Raw genomic sequence first — 22,061 nt, 5'->3', positions numbered from 1 at the left:
ATATGTATGAAAAATAGGCTATAATGATAAGACAAGAAGAGAGGGAAATACATATTATGAAAAACATTGATTCAGTACAAAATCCGCGTGTGAAGCAGTGGAAAAAGCTGCAAACGAAAAAAGAGCGTGATAAAAAAGGTTTATTTTTTGTAGAAGGATTCCACTTAGTGGAGGAAGCTTTAAAGGCAGGGATTGTAACGGAACTTATCGTTTCAGATCAGACAGACCTTCCGAAAGATTGGACAGTTAATGATGTAGAAATGTATATCGTACCTGAAGCTATCGTAAAAGTACTTCGTGAAACAGAAACGACGCAAGGTGTATTTGCTGTTTGTGAAAAGCATGAGAAGGAAGTAGCACTTGCTGATGGGAAGTTTCTTTTATTAGATGGCCTGCAAGACCCGGGTAACTTAGGGACAATTATTCGTACAGCTGATGCAGCTGGTATTCATGCCGTTGTGCTTGGAGAAGGATGCGTTGATGCATATAATAGTAAAGTGCTTCGCTCTACACAAGGTTCTATTTTCCACTTACCAGTTGTAAAAGGTAACTTAGAAGAATGGGTAGACAAGCTAAAAGAACAGAACGTTCCTGTATATGGAACAGCTCTTGAAAATGGAGTTCCGTATGGGGAAGTAACACCAGCTGGTAGTTTTGCATTAATTGTAGGAAATGAAGGAAATGGCGTATGCCAAGAAATTCTTGCGAAAACGGATCAAAACTTGTATATTCCGATTTACGGCGGGGCAGAATCATTAAATGTTGCAGTTGCAGCAGGGATTTTAACGTATTATTTGCAAAGCCCGGTTGCGAACAAATAAAAAACTTCTTATAATAAGTTGAAGTACATTATATTAAAAGTTAAATAACGAAAAACGTTGATAGAGAAGAGTAGCTTACAAAATCGCCATATAGGGAGAGAATGCCGTAGACTGAAAGCATTCTTATGGTAGACGGAAGTGAATTCACCTCTGGAGTTGACGCCAGGACCATGTACATGTAAAGGCGTTCCGGTCAGAATTGATCGTTATAACTAATGAGTGGGCAGACATGTTCTGTCAATTTAGGGTGGTACCGCGAATTTACCTCGTCCCTTTTTGGGAGCGAGGTTTTTTTATTTTTAAAATTAGGAGGGTTCCAAATGGAAGCACGTTTAAAAGAGCTAAAGCAAAAAGCGTTAGAGCTTATTGAAGAAGCGAAAGAGCTAAAAGGCTTAAACGATGTACGCGTAGCGTATTTAGGAAAAAAAGGCCCAATTACAGAAGTATTACGCGGCATGGGAAAATTATCAGCAGAAGAGCGTCCACGTATGGGAGCATTAGTAAATGAAGTACGTGAAGCAATTCAAACGCGTCTAGACGACAAAATCAGTAACTTAGAAAAAGCAGTAATTGAAGCGAAATTAGCAACTGAAACAATTGATGTTACATTACCAGGTCGTCCTGTTGAAACAGGTTGTCACCATCCGTTAACAGCTGTTGTTGAACAAATTGAAGATGTATTTATCGGTATGGGTTATGAAGTAGCTGAAGGAACAGAAGTAGAAAAAGACTACTATAACTTCGAAGCATTAAACTTACCGAAAGATCACCCAGCGCGTGATATGCAAGATACATTCTACATTACAGAAGAAACGTTATTACGTACACATACATCTTCTGTACAAGCACGTACGATGGAAAATAATAAAGAAAAAGGTCCGATCAAAATTATTTGTCCTGGTAAAGTGTATCGCCGCGATGACGATGATGCGACGCATTCACACCAGTTTATGCAAATTGAAGGTCTTGTAATCGATAAAAACATTCGCATGAGTGACTTGAAAGGTACACTGCAAGTATTCGTGAAAAAGATGTTCGGTGAAGATCGTGAAATCCGTCTTCGTCCAAGTTTCTTCCCATTCACAGAGCCATCTGTAGAGATGGATATTTCTTGTATGATGTGTCACGGCAAAGGTTGCGGCACATGTAAAGGAACTGGCTGGATCGAAATTTTAGGCGCAGGTATGGTTCACCCGAACGTACTTGAAATGGCTGGTTATGATTCAAAAGAATATCAAGGTTTCGCATTCGGTATGGGCGCAGAGCGTATCGCAATGTTGAAATACGGCGTAGATGACATTCGTCATTTCTATACAAATGATGTACGTTTCTTACAACAATTCAAACGAGCGTAAGGGAAGGAGAGGATAAGTATGTTCGTATCATATCGTTGGTTACAAGAGTATGTAGATATTAAAGATGTAACAGCACAAGAACTAGCAGACAAAATCACGAAAAGTGGTATTGAAGTAGAAGGTGTTGAAGTATTAAATAAAGGTGTAAAAGGTGTTATAGTTGGTCACGTATTAGAATGTGAAAAACACCCAGAAGCTGATAAGTTAAGCAAATGCTTAATCGATATCGGTGAAGAAGAACCAGTTCAAATTATTTGTGGTGCTGCTAACATTGCAAAAGGTTTAAAAGTACCAGTTGCAAAAGTTGGTGCTGTACTTCCTGGTAATTTCAAAATTAAAAAAGCAAAACTACGTGGTGAAGCTTCTCACGGTATGGTTTGTGCGCTTCAAGAGCTTGGCATTGATGGAAAGTTAGTTTCAAAAGAATATGCAGATGGTATCTTCATCTTCCCAAGTGACGCTGAAGTTGGTGCAGATGCACTTGAAATTTTAAACTTACATGATGAAGTACTTGAGCTTGGTTTAACACCAAACCGTGCAGATTGCTTAAACATGCTAGGTGTTGCATATGAAGTCGCTGCTATTTACGGTCGTGAAGTAAAACTTCCAGCTATCGACTTACAAGAAACAGCAGAAAAAACTGCCGATTACATTTCGGTAAGTGTAGAAGCGAAAGAAGAAAACCCATTATACATTGCAAAAATGGTGAAGAACGTAAAAATTGGCCCATCACCAATGTGGATGCAAACACGCCTTATGGCGGCTGGCATTCGTCCAATTAGCAACGTAGTTGATATTACAAACTACATTTTAATGGAATACGGTCAACCGTTACATGCATTCGATTACGATAAATTAGGTTCAAAAGAAATCGTTGTTCGTCTTGCAAAAGAAGGCGAAAAGATTGAAACGTTAGATGATCAAGAGCGTACGTTACAAAATCACCACCTTGTAATTACAAACGGTACAAAAGCTTTAGCTGTTGCTGGTGTAATGGGTGGAGCTGATTCTGAAGTTACAAACGAGACAGTAAACGTTTTAATTGAATCTGCATACTTTGCAGGTCAAACAGTGCGCCGTACATCAAAAGACTTAGGTCTTCGCAGTGAATCAAGTGCACGTTTCGAAAAAGGAATCGACCCAACGCGTACGTTTGAAGCAATTCAACACGCAGCTGCTTTAATGGCGAAATACGCTGGCGGAGAAGCGCTTGAAGGTGTAGTAGAAGCTGACAACTTACAAGTACAAGAGCGTACAGTATCTGTTACTGCTGAAAAAGTAAACCGTGTATTAGGTACAAATATTTCTGCAAGTGAAATGGGTACAATATTCACAAACTTAAAATTCCCATTCACAGAAGTAGAAGGAACATTCCATGTGAATGTACCAGCACGTCGTCCTGATATTACAATTTCAGAAGACTTAGTAGAAGAAGTGGGTCGCCTATACGGTTATGACCACATTCCAGTTACATTACCTTCTGGAACAATGACTCGTGGTAAATTAACATCAGCACAAACGAAACGTCGTAAAGTACGTCGCTTCTTAGAAGGTGCTGGTTTATATGAAGCGATCACATATTCATTAACAAGCGCTGACAAAGCGAAACAATACATGGTTGAGCCTAACGAAAAGGCGCCTGTAGGTCTTGCACTTCCAATGAGTGAAGAGCGTAGCCAACTTCGTTTAAGCCTAGTGCCACAATTGTTAGAAGCAGTTTCATACAACGTTGCACGTAAAAACGATAGCGTTGCTTTATACGAAGTAGGTTCTATCTTCTTACCGACAGAAGCAGGAGAACTTCCGAAAGAAGAACAACATCTTGCAGGTGTTATGACAGGTCTTGCTCTTCATCATGCATGGCAAGGTGAGAAGAAAGTAGTAGACTTCTTCGTTGTGAAAGGTGTACTAGAAGGATTATTCGACGTACTTGGCGTTTCAAACCAAATCACTTATGCACCAGCAAAACGTGAAGGTATGCACCCAGGTCGTACAGCTGACATCGTATTAGATGGCGAAGTAATTGGTTTCATCGGTCAATTGCACCCAGAAGCAGAAAAACAATTAGATGTGAAAAATACATTCGTATTCGAATTATCTCTTGTAAAAGTATTCGGTGCAGATGCAGAAGAAACTTACTACGCAGCGATTCCACGTTTCCCATCTATGACACGTGATATGGCTGTTGTCGTAACGAAAGAAACAAAAGCTGGCGAAATGAAGCAAGTTATTGCTGAAGCTGGTGGAGAACTTCTGAAAGACGTAACACTATTTGACTTATACGAAGGAGAAAAAATGGAAGAAGGCAAGAAATCACTTGCATTCTCTATGACTTACTTCGATGCAGAACGTACGTTAACAGACGAAGAAGTAACAGAAGCACATAACCGTGTATTAACAACGGTAGAAGAGAAATTTGGTGCGGAGTTACGTAAGTAATTTTTAAATAAAAAGGTTGAGCACCCATTGAAGGGGACTCAACCTTTTTATTTTTAATTACATTGTATCTGTTTTTCGTTCTGTAAATACTTCGGTAGCAACCGTTAAAATGGTGTTTAATGCTACAGGAAATCCGGCATATATAATCATTTGCATCATTACTTCAATGATTTCTTCTTCTGTCCATCCGACGTTTAAAGCTCCGTTTATATAAAATTTCAGTTGTTCAGTATTCCCTAAAGCTGTTAATCCAGCAACGGTCGCAAGTAATCGAGATTTCAAGTCAAGACCTGGTCTGGCAAAAATTTGACCGTAGTTAAATTCTACAGCTAATGTTCCTAAATCAGGTGCAACAGAATCTGCAAGGTTATTTACGATGTTTTGGTAATGTTCAGGAGAGATTTTTGCTAAAATTTCCATCCCTTTTTCATAATTCACGCTAGTTTCTTTCATTACATACATCTTCCCTTCTAGTATAATTGGGCATTTTTATAAATGAGATTAGTGTAATACTTATCATGGAAATTTCAAGAATACATACTCCGGTCCACTGCCATTTACTCCAGACGAGCAGTCCGAAGTAAGAGCCTATAGACCCACCGAGAAATGTTGCCACCATGTATATGCCGTTCAAACTACTTCGTTTCTCAGGATGTAATTGGAAAAGGTGTGCTTGACAAGCTACTTGATTTGCTTGAGTGCCAGCTGTAAGTAAAAGAGCCCCTACAATGAGTCCTGGTAACCAGTACCCTGAAAATAAAAATAGTAAAAAAGAAAAAAATGAAATAGACGTACATAAAGCGTTCGCAAATATGGCTCCTTTTTTATCTATAATGCGCCCGATAATAGGTGTTGCAAATGCTCCTACTATTCCTACTAAACCGATTAATCCAACAGTAGAGCTACTGTAATGATAAGGATGTGTAGTTAATAAGAAAATAAGTGTAGTCCAAAAAACACTGAAAGCTCCAAATACCATCCCTTGACTTAAACAAGCTTTTCGTAACATTTTCTCTTGCAATAAGAGTGGGATGAAAGAAAAGAGAAGCTTTTTATATTGCATGTGATGAATCTTATCTCCTTTAGGGAAATACATTTTCACTAATAACATAAGAATGAATGTACTCATAAAAAAAATTCCATAAACAGTTCGCCATCCGAAGTGAATATCAATGAATCCGCTAATTAATCGAGCTCCTAAAATGCCGCAAACTAGACCGATGGATACATTTCCTAAAATTTGACCTCTATTTCGATCAGTGGCGTATTGAGAGACGAAAGGGATTACAATCTGGGGGATGATTGTAACAAATCCAAGAATAAAATTAGCTGTAATTAGCCAAGTCGTATCTGTCGAGAAAGCTGCTAAAGCTAAGTTAATACAAATGAGAGACAATAAAATTAAAATTAATTTTTTTCTCTCAAGTATATCCCCTAAAGGAACTATGAAAAGATTTCCTAATGCATATCCGACTTGGGTTACGGTAGCAACAACACCGATTCTAGTTTCTGAAACATGAAAAGTATGGGCCATACTTACTAAAAGGGTTTGATTTATATACACGTTTGCTACTGTAAAACCACATATTACCGCCATAAATAAAACAAATCGCTGTGTGAGTTCAAAAGAATGCGTTTCTATATTTTTTATTATCATAAAATTCACCTCCTTTACTTATTAAGATAAAGGTAGGTTTATAATGAAAATAGGAGTGTATTTATACTGGTATAAAAACTACCACTAATAAAGGGGAATATTATATGTTAAGCGATGCAGATAGAAGGAAGGAACTAGCAGATTTTTTGAAAAGCCGCCGCGCTAGATTGACTCCTGAGCAATTTAATTTACCAGTTGGTCAGCGAAGAAAAATAAAAGGATTAAGACGGGAAGAAGTTGCACAATTAGCTGGGATTGGATTGACATGGTATACATGGTTAGAACAAGGGCGTGATATCCAAGTTTCTCAAGAAGTTATAGAGTCAATTTCTCGTGTATTTCGGTTGGAGGGGGAAGAGAAAAATCATTTGATTTTATTGGCAAACCTTTCACTACCTTCTCAAATAAAGAAGCCGATTGCTGGACATATAAATACGATTCTAGAGGGGTTATTAGATCAATTACAATTTTGTCCTGCTTATGTAATTGATGAAAAGCTTAACATTGTTCATTGGAATCAGGCTGCCAGCGTTGTATTTGGTGATTTTGGTGAAATGGATGAGAGAAATCGAAATGCAGTTTGGCGTTGTTTTACATCAAAAGAATATCGTAAACTATTTGAAAACTGGGAAAATCATGCACAACGTTTAATTGCGCAGTTCCGCTCTACATATACACAATTTATTGGGGATGAGTGGTTTAAAAATGTGATTGAGGAACTTACGGAAAGAAGTAGCGAATTTCGTATGTGGTGGTCAAATCATGAAGTGCAAGGAACACCTATTGGTCGGAAAGTACTTTTACATCCTGTCGCGGGAACGTTGGTCATGGATCATGTTACACTCCAGGTTTATGATGCACCTGAATTAAAGCTTACAATTTATCAGCCACGTATAGAGAAAGATACAGAAATGAAGATGAAAGAATTATTAAAAGGAAATTAGGATAATACGGTAGCGAATTAATCTCTCATGAAAATCGTTTAAATATATGTTGTTGAAAAAAGAAAAATACTGATATATTTTCCGACATCTTGCATCTTTCCCCCGAATGTAGTACATTAATTTTAGTTTAACAAAATGAAAGACGATGATAAGGAAAAGTAGTATATACTATAATCCAAAGCGAGTCAGGGACGGTGAGAGCCTGATGAGGCGGTATATGTGAAGAACACCTTGGAGTTGCTAACCGAAATTGAATCTTGTATTCAAGAGTAGACTTAGACGGGAATCCGGCCTGTTACAAACCGGGAAGTATGTATTACATACGAGTTAAAGTTGGTCTTTATGACAAATTGGGTGGTACCGCGAAGTTTAACCTTTCGTCCCTTTACGGATGAAAGGTTTTTTTGTATTTAAATATATCAGCAAAGGAGAATTTCACTATGGAAAACACATTAGTAAAAAGTCTGTATAGAGATACAGAAAAATACGCAGGTCAAACAGTACAAGTATCAGGGTGGATTCGTAACTTACGTGATTCAAAAGCATTTGGTTTCATCGAATTAAACGATGGTAGCTTCTTCAAAAGCGTTCAAATCGTTTTCGATACAGAATTAGATAACTTCAAAGAAATTGCAAAACTTCCACTTAGCTCTTCAGTTAAAGTAGAAGGTAAAGTAATTGCAACGCCTGGAGCGAAGCAACCATTTGAAATTAAAGCAGACAAAATTGATATCGAGGGCTTATCAGATTCTGATTACCCACTTCAAAAGAAACGTCACACGTTTGAATACTTACGTACAATTGCTCACTTACGTCCAAGAACAAACGCATTCTCTGCAACGTTCCGCGTACGTTCTATTGCAGCATTTGCAATTCACCAATTCTTCCAAGAGCGTGGATTCGTACATGTTCACACACCAATCATCACTGGTAGTGATACAGAAGGTGCGGGCGAAATGTTCCGCGTAACAACGCAAGATTTAAACAACGTACCAAAAGGCGAAGATGGACAAGTTGATGAATCAAAAGACTTCTTCGGCAAAGAAACAAACTTAACGGTAAGTGGACAGCTGAACGCTGAAGCTTATGCATTAGCATTCCGTGATGTATACACATTCGGACCTACATTCCGTGCAGAAAACTCAAACACAACTCGCCATGCTGCTGAGTTCTGGATGGTTGAGCCTGAGATTGCATTCGCTGAACTAGGTGACGTAATGAACCTTACAGAAGATATGCTGAAATATGCAATGAAATACGTATTAGAACATGCACCAGAAGAAATGGAATTCTTCAACAGCTTCGTTGATAAAACAGTTCTAGAGCGCATGAACAACGTAATTAACTCTGACTTCGGTCGTATCACATATACAGAAGCAATTAAAGTGCTTCAAGAGTCAGGTGCTGACTTCAAATACCCAGTAGAATGGGGTATTGACTTACAAACAGAGCATGAAAGATACTTATCAGAAGAAATCTTCAAACGCCCTGTATTCGTAACTGACTATCCGAAAGACATTAAAGCATTCTACATGCGCTTAAATGACGACGGTAAAACGGTAGCTGCTACTGACCTTCTAGTTCCTGGCATCGGCGAATTAATCGGCGGAAGCCAACGTGAAGAGAGAATGGACGTTTTAGTAGACAGAATTAAAGAATTAGGTATGAACGAAGAGGACTACTGGTGGTACTTAGAACTTAGAAAATACGGCGGTACAAAACACGCTGGATTCGGTCTAGGTTTTGAGCGCTTCCTAATGTACATCACTGGCATGGCTAACATCCGTGACGTAATTCCATTCCCAAGAACTCCAGGTTCTTCTGAATTCTAAAATATGAAAAAAGCGAGAGGATTTCCTCTCGCTTTTTATTTTGTATATTGTATAGTTTATTCTCCCGTAGCAAAAAGTAACGCGAAGGGGTGAATATAAATGAGTAAAAAAGTGAAAAAAGATCATTCAAGATCGGGCCTAGGTTCTCCAGAAGTAGAAGGACAAGGAACGACAACACATGAAACAGGTTCTCATAAAGTATCTTCATCTAATAAGAAGCAGAAACGAAGCTAACATAAAAAGGAGAGCCTTAAGAGCTCTCCTTTTTATGTGTTAAATCTTATTATCATTAATTTCTTTTGTAATTTTATCCACATCTTTGTCCAACCGATCTAAATAGAAAACCCACAGTAAACTTATGAACACGTAATAGATGGCCATAACACCAAGATTATCAGATATATTTTCGAATGTAGACTTAGTAGTGAAAAAAGCGCCCCAAATGGTAGAAATAGTGAGGTAAGAAAGTGGGCCCACGAGGTGTACGAGAACATATAATAACCTTTTAACTTTTACAGCGTTCATATGAAAAACCTCCTTTTTCTAATCATACATTCAAGTTCCTCACAGAAGTGTTGTAGTTTTGCTGGATTATGTATTAACAAGCGGGCATTGTGTTTCCCGATAAATCTTCGAATACGAAAGTTTAATAAGAAAGAACGGCCATAACGCTCTATTAAATCGTTGAACTCTCGTTTCTCACTGAGTAGCTGAATATTTTCTCTAATTTCAAACTGTCTTTCGTGTGGATCGCCTAGTAAAATATTTAGAATCATTTGTAGAAGTAGCAATGGGAATCTCCTCCTATGTTAGAATAATCTGTATATTATAATTATAACAAAACCATAAGGACAATAGTAGGGTGAAACAAAAAACAGGAGTTTGTAGGCTCCTGTTTTTGTCGATACTATTTTAGTAAGCGAAGCGCCTTCTCCGTATTAGCGAAATGCAGTTTCACAAACTCAGGTAATCGTTCTTTACCAAGCTTTTGAATTAATTTAGCGGCTGCAATATCAACTTGTTTACCAGCACCTTTCGGAAGTGGCATACCAGCTTTTTTGCTTAGTTCGTCAAATTGTTTTACGAATGAGTAACGCGCTAAAATAGAGGCAGCAGCTACTGCTAAATGGACGCTTTCACCTTTCGTCGCGAAGTAAACATTTTCACGCTGTACCTGTTTTTGCTTTGCTAAATATTTGTAGTATGTATCAGGTTGTGTGAATTGGTCGATTAAGACGCCCTCAGGTTTCGTAGGTGCAATTTTTGCTAATAAGTTTGTAATAGCTTTATTATGTAGTAGAGCTTTTAACTTACCTTGGTTGTTTCCTTTATCAAATAGCTCGTTATATTTTTCATTATGAAGAACGAGAGAGCTGTAAGGAACAACGTGTAGAAGTTGTTTCGCAATGGCAGTAATTTGATCGTCATTTAAGTTTTTAGAGTCTTTTACACCAAGCTCTTTTAGCAGTGGAATTTGCTTCGCATCCACATATACAGCAACGACTGTCATCGGTCCGAAGAAATCACCAGTACCCACTTCGTCTGACCCTACGATAGACATTGTACCGATGGAAGCAGGCGGTGCATAACGGTGTGAATCGACAGATTTTTTTACAGCTGTTTTCGGTGTTTGAGAGACTGTTTGCCAACGAGCAGCTTCTGTCTCAGCACGTCCGCCTTGGAACATTACTTTTCCGGATTTATACGCTGTAATTGTGCAAGATGGTACCTTTGCCATGAAGATCCCGCCTTGCGGAGTTTTCGGGCTAAGCGATTGTTTATATTGTTGTTTCATGTCTTCAATTACTGTAGAATTTGTTTGAATTACGATAGAATTTGACATAATGGTCACCCCTTTTTTTATATTGTTATTTTTATCATATCGGATTGTTCTTTCTGTTTCCATATTATGAAGGTTCATGGTATGATAAACTTTAGGATTCTGTACGTGATTGGAGGCCGGTGAGTTGTCACAACAAAAAGGAAAGAAAAGTCGAATTAATGTAGAAATCTATGGTCAGCAATATTCAGTTGTTGGCGATGAAAGTACAAGTCATATCCGCATGGTAGCAGCGATTGTGGATGATAAAATGCGCGAACTCAATGCCAAGAATCCTTCGCTTGACACGAGTAGACTAGCGGTATTGACGGCGGTAAACGTCATACACGATTACATAAAATTAAAAGAAGAACATGAGAAATTGAAAGAAAGTATGACAAAAAAAGGAATGGAATAACATGATTGATATTATTATCATTTTACTGCTTGTTATGGGATTTTTCCTCGGCTTACGCAGAGGGTTTATTCTGCAACTTGTAAAGTTAACAAGCTTTATTATCGCATACCTTGTTGCATACTGGTACTGTAAAGATTTAGCGCCAGCACTTGCGAAATTTATTCCGTATCCATTTGATAAAAACGTATCTGTTCCAGAATGGATTGATGCAAATAATATTGAGACAGTATTTTATCAAGCGCTTGCGTTTATCATATTGTTTATTATTACAAAAATTGCACTTTCATTACTTGGTAATTTGTTAAATATGTTTGCAGAAATACCGGTTTTAAAGCAAGTCAATGCGTTCGCGGGGGCAATCCTCGGATTTTTAGAAGTATATATTATTTTGTTTGTTTTAATTATCATTGGAAATATCCTTCCAATTGAACAACTACAAACACCATTACAAAAATCATCAATTAGCAAAATAATTGTAGACGATACACCGATTCTCTCTGAAAAGGTGAAGGAACTATGGCAGACAGGTAGCAGAGTATAACTTCTCTTTTTTCGGAAAGAGGAGTTTTTTTCTATGAAAGAAAGGCGGGGCAATGATGAAAGTAAATAAAAAACAAGTTATTAAATTATTAGAGACAATCGGCCTGTTTATGGAACTAAAGGGCGCGAATCCATTTAAAATATCGGCATTCCGTAAAGCGGCAGCAGCATTAGAAAGTGATGATCGTAGTCTTTCTGAGATTGAAGATTTCACGAAGATTCCGGGCATTGGAAAAGGAACAGCAGCAGTTATTCAAGAATATATAGAGTCGGGAACATCTGAAGTATTACAAGAACTTGAAAAAGAAGTGCCGAGTAGCTTATTACCGTTATTAAAATTACCAGGGCTTGGTGGTAAAAAGGTAGCTAAGTTATATAAAGAACTCGGTGTTGTTGATATGGAATCGCTAAAAGCGGTTTGTGAGGAAAATAAAGTACAAGCTTTAGCAGGTTTCGGTAAGAAGACAGAAGAGAAAATATTAGAAGCAATCGATCAAGTAGGATCTCGTCCAGAGCGTTTACCAATCGCAATGGTATTGCCTATTGCCGGGGAAATAGAGGAGAAATTGTCGAATATTGCTGAAGTAATTCGTTTCTCTCGCGCTGGTAGTTTACGCCGTGTTCGTGAAACGGTGAAAGATTTAGACTTTATTATTGCAACGACAGAACCAGCTGCAGTACGTGAACATTTACTACAGTTTGATAACATGATTGAAGTAATCGCAAGTGGAGATACGAAAGTTTCTGTTCGTCTTCAATATGAATATGATATTTCAATCGATTTTCGCTTAGTAAAACCAGAAGAGTTTATTACAACTCTTCATCATTTCACAGGATCAAAAGACCATAACGTAAAAATGCGTCAAATCGCAAAAGATAAAGGCGAGAAAATTAGTGAGTACGGTGTAGAAAACTTAGAAACAGGCGAAGTGAAGACATTTGAAACAGAAGAGGAATTCTTTGCTCATTTCGGTCTTCCATTTATCCCGCCAGAAGTGCGTGAAGATGGAAAAGAAATTGAATTAATTAAAGAGTATCCAAATTTAATTCAGTTCTCTGATATACAAGGTGATTTACATATGCATACAACGTGGAGTGACGGTGCTTTTTCAATTGAGGAAATGGTACAGGCATGTCGTGCTCGTGGTTATAAATTTATGGCAATTACCGACCATTCACAATACTTAAAAGTAGCGAACGGTTTAACGAAAGAGCGCCTTCGTGAACAAGCGAAAGAAATTGAACGCATGAATGAAAAGTATCCGGACATTACAATTTTACGCGGAATTGAAATGGATATTTTACCAGACGCAACACTTGATTTTGATGATGAAGTATTAGCAGAATTAGATTACGTCATTGGAGCGATTCACTCTAGCTTCTCACAAGACCGTGAGACGATTATGAAACGTCTTCGTGCTGCGCTAGAGAATAAGCATGTCACAATGATTGCCCATCCGACAGGACGTCTTCTTGGACGCCGTGCAGGCTACGATGTAGATACAGATTTATTAATCGAACTCGCAAAAGAAACAAATACAGTTTTAGAATTAAATGCGAATCCAAATCGTCTAGATTTAAGTGCGAAATTATTAAAACAAGCACAAGATGCTGGTGTAAAAGTAGCGATTAATACGGATGCTCATACGCTTGAAATGTTAGAGGATATGGAAACAGGTGTAGCGGCAGCACGTAAAGGTTGGATTCAAAAAGATAACGTGATTAACACGTGGGATATTGAACGTTTATTAGACTATATTAAACGTAATAAGTAGCACAAGGGGGACCTGCAACATGTTAGAAAGAACGTTGCGTGTATTAGAATACAATAAAGTAAAAGAACAATTACTTGAACATACAGCATCTTCACTTGGCCGCGACAAAGTGAAGAATTTAGTGCCGAGCACTGATTTTGAAGAAATTGTAGAAATGCAAGATACAACGGATGAAGCAGCGAAAGTTATTCGTTTAAAAGGTAGTGCACCATTAGGTGGTATTACGGATATTCGCTCAAATGTGAAGCGTGCAAAGATTGGAAGTATGTTAAGCCCAAATGAACTACTTGATATTGCGAATACGATGTATGGTAGTCGCAATATGAAACGTTTCATTGAAGATATGGTTGATAATGGTGTTGAGCTGCCAATTTTAGAAACGCATGTCGCTCAAATTGTATCTTTATATAATTTAGAAAAGAAAATTACAAATTGTATCGGTGATGGCGGTGAAGTAGTCGATAGCGCAAGTGATAAACTGCGTGGTATTCGTACTCAAATACGTACTGCAGAAAGCCGTATTCGTGAAAAGTTAGAAAACATGACCCGTTCTTCAAACGCGCAAAAGATGTTGTCTGACTCGATTGTAACGATTCGTAACGAACGTTACGTAATCCCAGTAAAACAAGAATACCGCGGCGTATATGGCGGTATTGTTCACGATCAATCAGCTTCTGGGCAAACGTTATTTATTGAGCCGCAAGTCATTGTGGAATTAAATAACGCGCTTCAAGAAGCACGTGTGAAAGAAAAACAAGAAATCGAACGCATCTTATTGATGTTAACAGAAGAAGTAGCAGTAGAAGCGGATATCGTTTTATCTAACGTAGAAGTAGTGGCGAATCTTGACTTCATCTTTGCGAAAGCTTTTTATGCGAAGCGTATTAAAGCAACGAAACCAATCGTGAATAATGAGCGCTATATGGATTTAAGACAAGCGCGTCACCCGCTTATTGACCCAGAAATTATTGTGCCAAATAACATTATGTTAGGTAAAGATTTCACGACAATTGTTATTACAGGGCCGAATACAGGTGGTAAAACAGTTACGCTGAAAACGGTTGGTATTTGTGTATTAATGGCGCAATCTGGTCTTCATATTCCAGTAATGGATGAGTCAGAGATTTGTGTATTTAAAAATATCTTTGCTGATATCGGTGATGAGCAATCGATTGAACAAAGTTTAAGTACGTTCTCCTCACATATGGTGAACATTGTTGATATTTTAGAAAAAGCTGATTTCGAAAGCTTAGTTTTATTTGATGAATTAGGTGCTGGAACAGACCCACAAGAAGGGGCTGCACTAGCAATTTCAATTTTAGATGAAGTGTGTAATCGTGGTGCTCGCGTTGTTGCTACGACGCATTACCCAGAATTAAAAGCATATGGATATAACCGTGAACAAGTTATTAATGCGAGCGTTGAGTTTGACGTGAATACGCTAAGCCCAACGTATAAATTATTAATCGGTGTACCAGGACGTAGTAATGCCTTCGAAATTTCGAAACGTCTTGGGTTATCTGATCGCGTGATTGAACAAGCGCGTAACCACATTAGTACAGATACAAACAAAATTGAAAATATGATTGCGAAGTTAGAAGAAAGTCAAAAGAACGCAGAGCGTGACTGGAACGAAGCAGAAGCACTTCGCAAGCAATCTGAAAAGCTGCATCGCGAATTACAACGTCAAATCATTGAATTTAACGAAGATCGTGATGAACGATTATTAAAAGCGCAAAAAGAAGGGGAAGAAAAAGTCGAAGCTGCAAAGAAAGAAGCAGAAGGCATTATTCAAGAACTTCGTCAATTGCGTAAAGCACAGCTTGCAAACGTGAAAGATCATGAGCTAATTGAAGCGAAGAGCCGTCTAGAAGGCGCAGCGCCAGAGCTTGTGAAGAAACAAAAAGTAAACGTGAAAAACACTGCACCGAAACAACAGTTACGCGCAGGTGATGAAGTAAAAGTATTAACATTCGGTCAAAAAGGTCAACTACTTGAAAAAGTAAGTGACACAGAGTGGAGCGTACAAATCGGTATTCTGAAGATGAAAGTAAAAGAGTCTAACATGGAATACATTAACACGCCGAAGCAAACAGAGAAAAAAGCAGTTGCGACAGTAAAAGGTAGAGATTATCACGTGTCGCTAGAACTTGACCTTCGTGGTGAACGATTTGAAAATGCAATGGCGCGCGTCGAGAAATATTTAGACGATGCCCAGCTTGCAAGCTATCCTCGCGTATCAATCATTCACGGTAAAGGAACAGGAGCACTTCGCCAAGGTGTTCAAGATTACTTGAAGAAGCATCGCGGTGTGAAAACATTCCGTTACGGTGACATGGGCGAGGGAGGCCTAGGCGTAACAGTTGTCGAATTAAAATAGAAAACAACGAAACAAAGGGGAACCATTATATGTTTATGGACAAACTTGCAAAAGTATTGTTAGCTTGTTGCGGAATATTTTTGGTGATTGGGGTTATTTATTTAGTTGTTTTTGCGAAGTAAACGAGCGTCAATCGTGGCAGAATGATATTGCCATAGATTGACGCTTTTAATATATACGAAAAGGAATAAAAAATGAAAATCAACCAATACATAAGCGAAGCAAAATCTTGCTCAAGACGCGAAACAGACCGCCTTATTAAAGCAGGACGCGTGGCTATTAACGGCGAAATCTGTACGCACGGTGCAATCGTGAACGATGGTGATGTTGTAACGATTGATGGACAGGTTCTTGCAAAAGAAGAGAAGGGAAAGGTGTATATCGCTTTTCATAAACCAGTTGGCATTACTTGTACAGCAGCCGATCATATTGAAGATAATATTATTGATTATATCAATTATCCAGAGCGTATCTTTCCTGTTGGGCGATTAGATAAAGCTTCAGAAGGCCTTATCTTATTAACGAATGACGGTGCGATTGCGAATCAAATTTTACACGGAGATCATGAACACGAGAAAGAATATATCGTTACGGTTGATAAGCCGTTTACAGATTGGTTTATTGATGAGATGTCCAGCGGTGTAAAGATTAAAGATGGAATGACAAAGCCATGTAAAGTGACGAGGGTTGATCAGTCTACATTTCGCATCATTTTAACGCAAGGGATGAACAGGCAAATTCGTAGAATGAGCCGTGCTTTCGGGTTTACTGTAATAAAGCTAAAGCGAGAACGCATTATGAATATAGAGCTAAATGATCTTGAAGTAGGAAAGTGGCGAGACATTACAGCAGAAGAATTAGAATTATTAATAGGACAGTTATAGGGAGGGGAAATTTTCTCCCTATATTTTTTTGTCAGAAAAAATAAAACTATTGATTTTTTTAAAAATAGCCCATATAATAAAAAACAACAAGTTTCGACAAGATATTTTATAAAAGTAATGATGAGGACATGAGTTGTTTTTTACGATTCTCAGAGAGGGAAGCCTAGGCTGTGAGCTTCCTAATACGGAAAGACAGACTTACCACCTCTAAACTTCAAGAGTGAACTGCATGATGCATTGTAATTCTTGACGGATAAAACCGTTATCAATTTACACGAGCTATAAAATGAGCTTATTTTGTTATAAATTCATTTTATTAGAATAAGGGTGGAACCACGATTTCAACACTCGTCCCTTTGTTAGGGACGGGTGTTTTTTGCGTTCTTTTACGGGGAAGTATGCTTGAAAGAGGATATGTGACGGATTTTAATTCAGAATATTTTGTTAATTAATTATTTAGGAGGTTAGTAGAAATGAAATCATCTTTAAAGTTTTCTGAGATGTTTGCAATAAGTTTAATGTTATTTGCACTATTTTTCGGTGCAGGTAATATGATTTTTCCACCAGCGTTAGGGCAAGGTGCTGGAACAGATGTATGGATCGCATTGTTTGGTTTTATCGTAACGGGTGTTGGATTACCTTTATTAGGAGTTATCGTTATCGCTTTAAAGGGAGATATAAATGAGTTAGCAGGACGTGTACACCCTATATTCGCACTAGTTTTTATTACTGCAATTTATTTATGTTTAGGCGTATTCGTAAGTGTGCCGCGTACAGGAACTGTTGCTTATGAGATGAGTGTTGCACCGTTTTTACCAAGTGAGATAGCTGGTCAATCATATCCACTTGTTATCTTTACATTCATTTTCTTTGCCGTAACTTTCTATTTAGCTTTAAACCCATCGAAATTAGTGGGCCGCATTGGTAAAGTGTTAACTCCAATTTTATTAGCTGTTATTGCAATTATCGTAGGTAAAGCATTTATTACACCAATTGGAGAATTTGGCGCACCGACAGAAGCGTATAGTGCTCCTCTTTTCAAAGGATTTATTGATGGATATTTAACTTTAGATGGACTTGCAGCGCTAGTATTCGGAAATGTTGTTATTCATGCTTTAAAAGAAAAAGGAATTACAAATAAAAATAGTATTGCAAAAGTAACAATCTTTGCAGGATTTATTGCAGCACTTGGTTTACTATTAGTTTACTTAGCTCTTGCTTATCTTGGAGCTTCAAGTGTGTCTCTTGGAATGGGAGCAAACGGAGGAATTATTTTAACAAACGTTGTAAATCATTTATTCGGTAGTTATGGAACTTTATTATTAGGAATCGCAATTTCAGCAGCATGTTTAACAACTTCTGTAGGTATTGTTGCAGCTTGTGGTGATTATTTCTCTTCTTTATTACCAAAGCTTTCTTATCAAAAAGTCGTTTTCATTTTCTGTGTATTAGCATTTATGGTAGCAAATCTTGGCTTAACGCAGTTAAATGCATTAGCATTACCAATTTTAATTGCAATTTACCCAATTGGTATCGTGCTGATTGTATTATCGCTAGTTGAAAACTATATTCGTCTTCCTTTAGTAATGTATGTAGGTGGTATTGTAGGAGCATTTATGATCAGCTTCTTTGATGGGTTGCACAATGCGAATCTTCAAATTGCGGCATTAGCACCTATTTTAAATAAAATTCCATTATATAGTGTAGGGATTGGTTGGTTAGTTCCTGCTCTAGTAGGTATTGTAATTGGATATGTCATGTCGTTGTTCCAAAAGCAAGAAGTTGTTGTAGAAAAATAGTGAAAAGAGGCTTTCTATGAAAGAAAGCCTCTTTTTTTGTAGAAAAAGCCGCATATAGAGGAATTTAGATATTTAAAATTTTATACGTAATATAGTTGACAAAAAAATTATGAGTAGGCTAAGATTGATTTAGTTGTGGAAATATTGGAAGGAAAGTGAGGAGTGGAAGGTATAAGGTTTTCTATAACGATATCATTTTTGTAGATAGAGGTGATAGAGTAGGAGAATGGTAGTTTTATTTTTTTTGGGTTTCATTGAGAATGATAATCAACAAATAGGACTTATGTTAAAATATGAATCGCTCTTTATAAGGAATAGAGAGGGATATTATTTTTAACATGCATTGAGAATGATAATCAATAATATCTATAGTACATAAACAAATTACAATTAAATAATGATAGAGGATTATTATTTTTTTTTATAAATTGAGAATAATTATCATTTTCAAAAGTGTGAATGAAGGAGAACAAGGAGGAAGTAAGCCAAATGAGAAAGATTTCTGTATTACCCGCTTTTATTATAACGTTCGTATGTATGCTAGCTTTTCTTGTCATGCCATATGGGAAAGTTTCAGCACAACTAGCTGACGGTACTTATGATATTAACTATGTCATCCAAAAAGCGGAAAATGATTCAGCTTCAATGGCAAATGATTATTTTGAAAAACCAGCTAAGTTAGTTGTAAAAAATGGTGAGATGAGAGTGCAAATTCCCATGAATCATAGTGCTTGGATTACAGAATTTAAAGCACCTGAGAACGGGAATTTTGTTGATTCAAAAGTTGTTAGTAAAGATGAAGCAGCAGATAAAAGAACTGTAGAGTTTAAAATAGATGATTTATCTAAACCAGCAGCTGCAAAAATTCATGTTGTTGTACCAAACGTAAACTATGACCATCACTACACAATTCGCTTTGCGTTTGATGCAAATGTAAAAGCGGTAGGTGGAGAAAATAAAGTAACTACTGCAACAAAGAATAATGATCAAACAACAACAGATACACAAGTAAAAGAAGAAGCGAAGAAAGAAGAGAGTAAAGAAGCAAATAAAGAGGCGAACAAAGGAACAAATGAAAGTGGTAAAGCTGAAAAAACAGATAACCCAAAAACAGGCGATGAAGCACGCATCGGATTATTTGCAGTGTTAATCCTTATTTCAGGTGTCTTCTTAATTCGTAAAGTACGTCAAAACTAAATAAAGGAGCGTTATTCCATTGAATAGATATCTTAAAATTGTTGTTGCGATGTGTTTAATGATATTTACATTCGTATCAACATTACAACCTCTTGCAGTTCAAGCAGCAAGCAAACTAGCTGACGGTGAATATTCAATCGGTTTCAAAGTACTTAAGGATACATCAGATGAAGAATCTATGATGAATCAATACTCTGTAAGTCCAGGAACTTTAAAAGTGAAGGATGGGAAGAAGAAGGTATCCTTTACGTTAGAACATAGTTCATGGATTACAAAGTTTGAAACAGAAAAAAATGGCCAGTTTGTTACGACAAATGTAATTAGTGAAGATAAAGAAAAAGATACAAGAGTAGTAGAATTTGATGTGGACGATGTAGAGAAAGTATTACATGCGAAAGTAAAAGTAGACATAGACTTTTTAAATTATCATCATGATTATGATGTGCGCATTGCATTTGATCAAAATAGTATTACACCGATTCATGTAGAACAACCAAATGAAAAAGAGGATCCAGCAAATAAGCCAGATCCAAATGAAAAACCGGATCCAAGTCAGAAGCCCGACCAAAAGCCTGACCCAGATCAACAACCAAATTCTAACACAATTGCAGATGGAGAGTACAGTATTCCATTTAAAGTATTAAAAGATCAAACAGATGAAGAATCTAAGATGAATACTTACATGGTAAATCCAGGAGTATTAAAAGTAGAAAATGGTAAGAAAAAAGCAACTGTAACACTAAAAAGCAGCTCATTAATTAAAAATTTCCAAACGGAAAAAAATGGTGCATTTGTTGATGCAAAAGTAGTAAGTGAAGATAAAGAAAAAGATACAAGAGTAGTAGAGTTTGAAGTAAACGATTTATCAAAAAAATTAAATACAAAAGTATTTATCGAAATGGCATCAAGAAACTATAAGCAAACGCATGATGTGCAACTTTTATTTGAACAGGATAAGCTTGAACAAATTAAAAACGAAGAGAAACAACCAGAAGTAGAGAAACCAGAAGTAGAGAAACCGGAAGTAGAGAAACCAGAAGTAGAGAAACCAGAAGTAGAGAAACCAGAAGTAGAAAAGCCAGATGGAAACAAGAATCCAGATGCTGACAGAATGAAAGACGGTGAATACAGCATCAGTTTCAAAGCTTTAAAAGATCAATCAGAAGAAATTTCAATGATGAACAAGTACACGAAGAGTCCAGGTGTGTTAAAAGTGAAAGATGGTAAAAAATATGTATCATTCACATTAACAAATAGTGCATGGATTACAAAGTTTGAATTTGAGAAAAATGGCTCGTTTGTTGATGCGAGTGTATTAAGTGAAGATAAAAAAGCTGATACACGTGTAGTGGAAGTAGAAGTAGACGATTTAACGAAAAAGCTACATGCAAAAGTAAAAGTAGATATCGATGCGATGAATTATCACCATTTCTATGACATTCAATTTGTATTTGATAAAGGTAGTATTAAACCGTTAGACAACCAAGGTGGAAACGATAACCAAGGTGGAAACGATAACCAGGGTGGAAATAATCAGTCAAAAGTAATAGTTGATCCAAAAAATTTAGTAGATGGTCAATATGATATTCCATTTAAAGTGTTAAAAGATAAAACGAATGAGCTTTCAAAGATGCATGACTATACTATACATCCAGCAAAATTAATCGTTAAAGATGGTAAAAAGTACATTGAGATGACGTTGAAAAATAGTGCATGGATTACAAAATTCCAAACGGAAAATAACAGTCTTTTTGTTGATGCGAAAGTAGTAAGTGAAGATAAAAATGCAAATATGAGAGTAGTGCAATTTGAAGTAAGTGATTTATTCGCAAAATTAAACGCAAAAGTGAAAGTTGATATTAATGAAATGAACTACCATCATTTCTACGATGTCCAAATTCAATTTGATACAAATAATATTGGTGCATTAGGAACGATTAAAGAGGATCCAAAAAACGATTCGAAAAATGATCCGAACAATCCAGTGATTACATCGAAAGTAGATAATGTAAAAACAGTAAGTACTCCTGATTTTAACCGAAATGCGGATGATAAGAAGAAAAAAGAAGAGCAAAAAAATGATTCGAAAAAAGAGAAAAACTCAAAAACTGCAGATACAGCACAACTTGGTTTATACATGGTGTTACTGCTAGGTTCACTTGCTTTACTAGTTCGTAAATATAGAGCAGGTAGATTGTAAT

At 37.0% G+C, this 22,061-nt stretch carries 19 protein-coding genes and 3 other annotated features; of the genes, 14 read left to right on the top strand and 5 right to left on the bottom strand.

Annotated features, from left to right (window positions below; all coding sequences use genetic code 11):
* The first annotated feature begins 23 nt into the window (after positions 1–23).
* The 3 genes from Q9B79_RS11950 (at position 24) to pheT (ending at position 4,615) form a co-directional block, all read left to right on the top strand.
* Entirely contained in the window at positions 24–821 is a 798-nt protein-coding gene (locus Q9B79_RS11950; RefSeq protein WP_306184448.1) for a TrmH family RNA methyltransferase, read from the top strand.
* Positions 822–869: 48 nt separating this feature from the next.
* Positions 870–1,098 (top strand) — a binding site (T-box leader).
* Positions 1,099–1,141: 43 nt separating this feature from the next.
* A complete protein-coding gene (pheS, locus tag Q9B79_RS11945; RefSeq protein WP_000388219.1) occupies positions 1,142–2,176 on the top strand; it encodes a phenylalanine--tRNA ligase subunit alpha in 1,035 nt (344 codons plus the stop codon).
* An 18-nt stretch (positions 2,177–2,194) separates the two neighbouring features.
* The gene (gene pheT / locus Q9B79_RS11940) at positions 2,195–4,615 is read left to right on the top strand and encodes a phenylalanine--tRNA ligase subunit beta (RefSeq protein ID WP_306184445.1); all 2,421 of its coding nucleotides are present in this window, start codon (positions 2,195–2,197) and stop codon (positions 4,613–4,615) included.
* A 57-nt stretch (positions 4,616–4,672) separates the two neighbouring features.
* On the opposite strand, the gene Q9B79_RS11935 is transcribed toward pheT, so the two are convergent.
* Entirely contained in the window at positions 4,673–5,068 is a 396-nt protein-coding gene (locus Q9B79_RS11935) for a carboxymuconolactone decarboxylase family protein (RefSeq protein ID WP_306184443.1), read from the bottom strand.
* Positions 5,055–6,272, bottom strand: coding sequence for an MFS transporter (locus Q9B79_RS11930; RefSeq protein WP_306184441.1), 1,218 nt, complete (start codon positions 6,270–6,272; stop codon positions 5,055–5,057). Before Q9B79_RS11930 ends, Q9B79_RS11935 begins: the two co-directional genes overlap by 14 nt.
* A 104-nt stretch (positions 6,273–6,376) precedes the next feature.
* Between Q9B79_RS11930 and Q9B79_RS11925 the strand changes: the two genes are divergently transcribed.
* The 3 genes from Q9B79_RS11925 to Q9B79_RS11915 all read left to right on the top strand — a co-directional run bounded on the left by Q9B79_RS11925 (position 6,377) and on the right by Q9B79_RS11915 (position 9,282).
* Positions 6,377–7,216, top strand: a complete 840-nt coding sequence (locus tag Q9B79_RS11925; protein ID WP_306184439.1) for a helix-turn-helix transcriptional regulator — start codon at positions 6,377–6,379, stop codon at positions 7,214–7,216.
* Positions 7,217–7,352: 136 nt separating this feature from the next.
* Positions 7,353–7,604 (top strand) — a binding site (T-box leader).
* A gap of 52 nt (positions 7,605–7,656) precedes the next feature.
* A complete protein-coding gene (asnS, locus tag Q9B79_RS11920; protein ID WP_306184437.1) occupies positions 7,657–9,048 on the top strand; it encodes an asparagine--tRNA ligase in 1,392 nt (463 codons plus the stop codon).
* 99 nt (positions 9,049–9,147) lie between these two features.
* Positions 9,148–9,282, top strand: coding sequence for a YuzL family protein (locus Q9B79_RS11915; RefSeq protein WP_000039590.1), 135 nt, complete (start codon positions 9,148–9,150; stop codon positions 9,280–9,282).
* Positions 9,283–9,321: 39 nt separating this feature from the next.
* Here Q9B79_RS11915 and Q9B79_RS11910 read toward each other — a convergent pair whose 3' ends face one another.
* The 3 genes from Q9B79_RS11910 to rnhC all read right to left on the bottom strand — a co-directional run bounded on the left by Q9B79_RS11910 (position 9,322) and on the right by rnhC (position 10,891).
* Positions 9,322–9,573 (bottom strand): hypothetical protein, encoded by a 252-nt coding sequence (locus Q9B79_RS11910; protein WP_306184433.1) that lies wholly within the window; start codon positions 9,571–9,573, stop codon positions 9,322–9,324.
* Complete coding sequence (locus Q9B79_RS11905) at positions 9,570–9,839, bottom strand: hypothetical protein (protein WP_306184431.1); 270 nt, start codon at positions 9,837–9,839, stop codon at positions 9,570–9,572. Before Q9B79_RS11905 ends, Q9B79_RS11910 begins: the two co-directional genes overlap by 4 nt.
* A 116-nt stretch (positions 9,840–9,955) precedes the next feature.
* Positions 9,956–10,891 (bottom strand): ribonuclease HIII, encoded by a 936-nt coding sequence (gene rnhC / locus Q9B79_RS11900; RefSeq protein WP_306184429.1) that lies wholly within the window; start codon positions 10,889–10,891, stop codon positions 9,956–9,958.
* Between the two features lie 124 nt (positions 10,892–11,015).
* Here rnhC and zapA point away from each other — a divergent pair, with 124 nt between their 5' ends.
* From zapA to Q9B79_RS11860, 8 genes are all read left to right on the top strand, one after another.
* On the top strand, positions 11,016–11,285 hold the full coding sequence (gene zapA / locus Q9B79_RS11895) for a cell division protein ZapA (protein ID WP_000082701.1): 270 nt from the start codon (positions 11,016–11,018) through the stop codon (positions 11,283–11,285).
* 1 nt (position 11,286) lies between these two features.
* The gene (locus Q9B79_RS11890; protein WP_000565407.1) at positions 11,287–11,826 is read left to right on the top strand and encodes a CvpA family protein; all 540 of its coding nucleotides are present in this window, start codon (positions 11,287–11,289) and stop codon (positions 11,824–11,826) included.
* Between the two features lie 55 nt (positions 11,827–11,881).
* Complete coding sequence (gene polX, locus Q9B79_RS11885; protein WP_306184425.1) at positions 11,882–13,600, top strand: DNA polymerase/3'-5' exonuclease PolX; 1,719 nt, start codon at positions 11,882–11,884, stop codon at positions 13,598–13,600.
* A 19-nt stretch (positions 13,601–13,619) separates the two neighbouring features.
* Positions 13,620–15,980 carry an endonuclease MutS2 gene (locus Q9B79_RS11880; protein WP_306184423.1) on the top strand — a complete coding sequence of 787 codons (2,361 nt, stop codon included), beginning with the start codon at positions 13,620–13,622 and terminating at the stop codon, positions 15,978–15,980.
* A 194-nt stretch (positions 15,981–16,174) separates the two neighbouring features.
* Positions 16,175–16,864, top strand: a complete 690-nt coding sequence (locus Q9B79_RS11875) for a 23S rRNA pseudouridine(2604) synthase RluF (RefSeq protein WP_306184421.1) — start codon at positions 16,175–16,177, stop codon at positions 16,862–16,864.
* Between the two features lie 108 nt (positions 16,865–16,972).
* Positions 16,973–17,223, top strand: a binding site (T-box leader).
* Positions 17,224–17,337: 114 nt separating this feature from the next.
* Positions 17,338–18,663: a branched-chain amino acid transport system II carrier protein BrnQ6 gene (brnQ6, locus tag Q9B79_RS11870; RefSeq protein ID WP_306184419.1), complete on the top strand. Its 1,326-nt coding sequence runs from the start codon at positions 17,338–17,340 to the stop codon at positions 18,661–18,663.
* Positions 18,664–19,152: 489 nt separating this feature from the next.
* On the top strand, positions 19,153–19,860 hold the full coding sequence (gene isdC, locus Q9B79_RS11865) for a heme uptake protein IsdC (protein ID WP_242269533.1): 708 nt from the start codon (positions 19,153–19,155) through the stop codon (positions 19,858–19,860).
* Positions 19,861–19,879: 19 nt separating this feature from the next.
* Entirely contained in the window at positions 19,880–22,060 is a 2,181-nt protein-coding gene (locus tag Q9B79_RS11860) for an NEAT domain-containing protein (protein ID WP_306184416.1), read from the top strand.
* Position 22,061 lies beyond the last annotated feature (1 nt).

The sequence above is a fragment of the Bacillus sp. MHSD_36 genome (assembly GCF_030757775.1).
Lineage (GTDB): Bacteria > Bacillota > Bacilli > Bacillales > Bacillaceae_G > Bacillus_A.
Note: the sequence above shows the minus strand (reverse complement) of the source record. Positions and strands in the feature narration are given on the sequence as shown.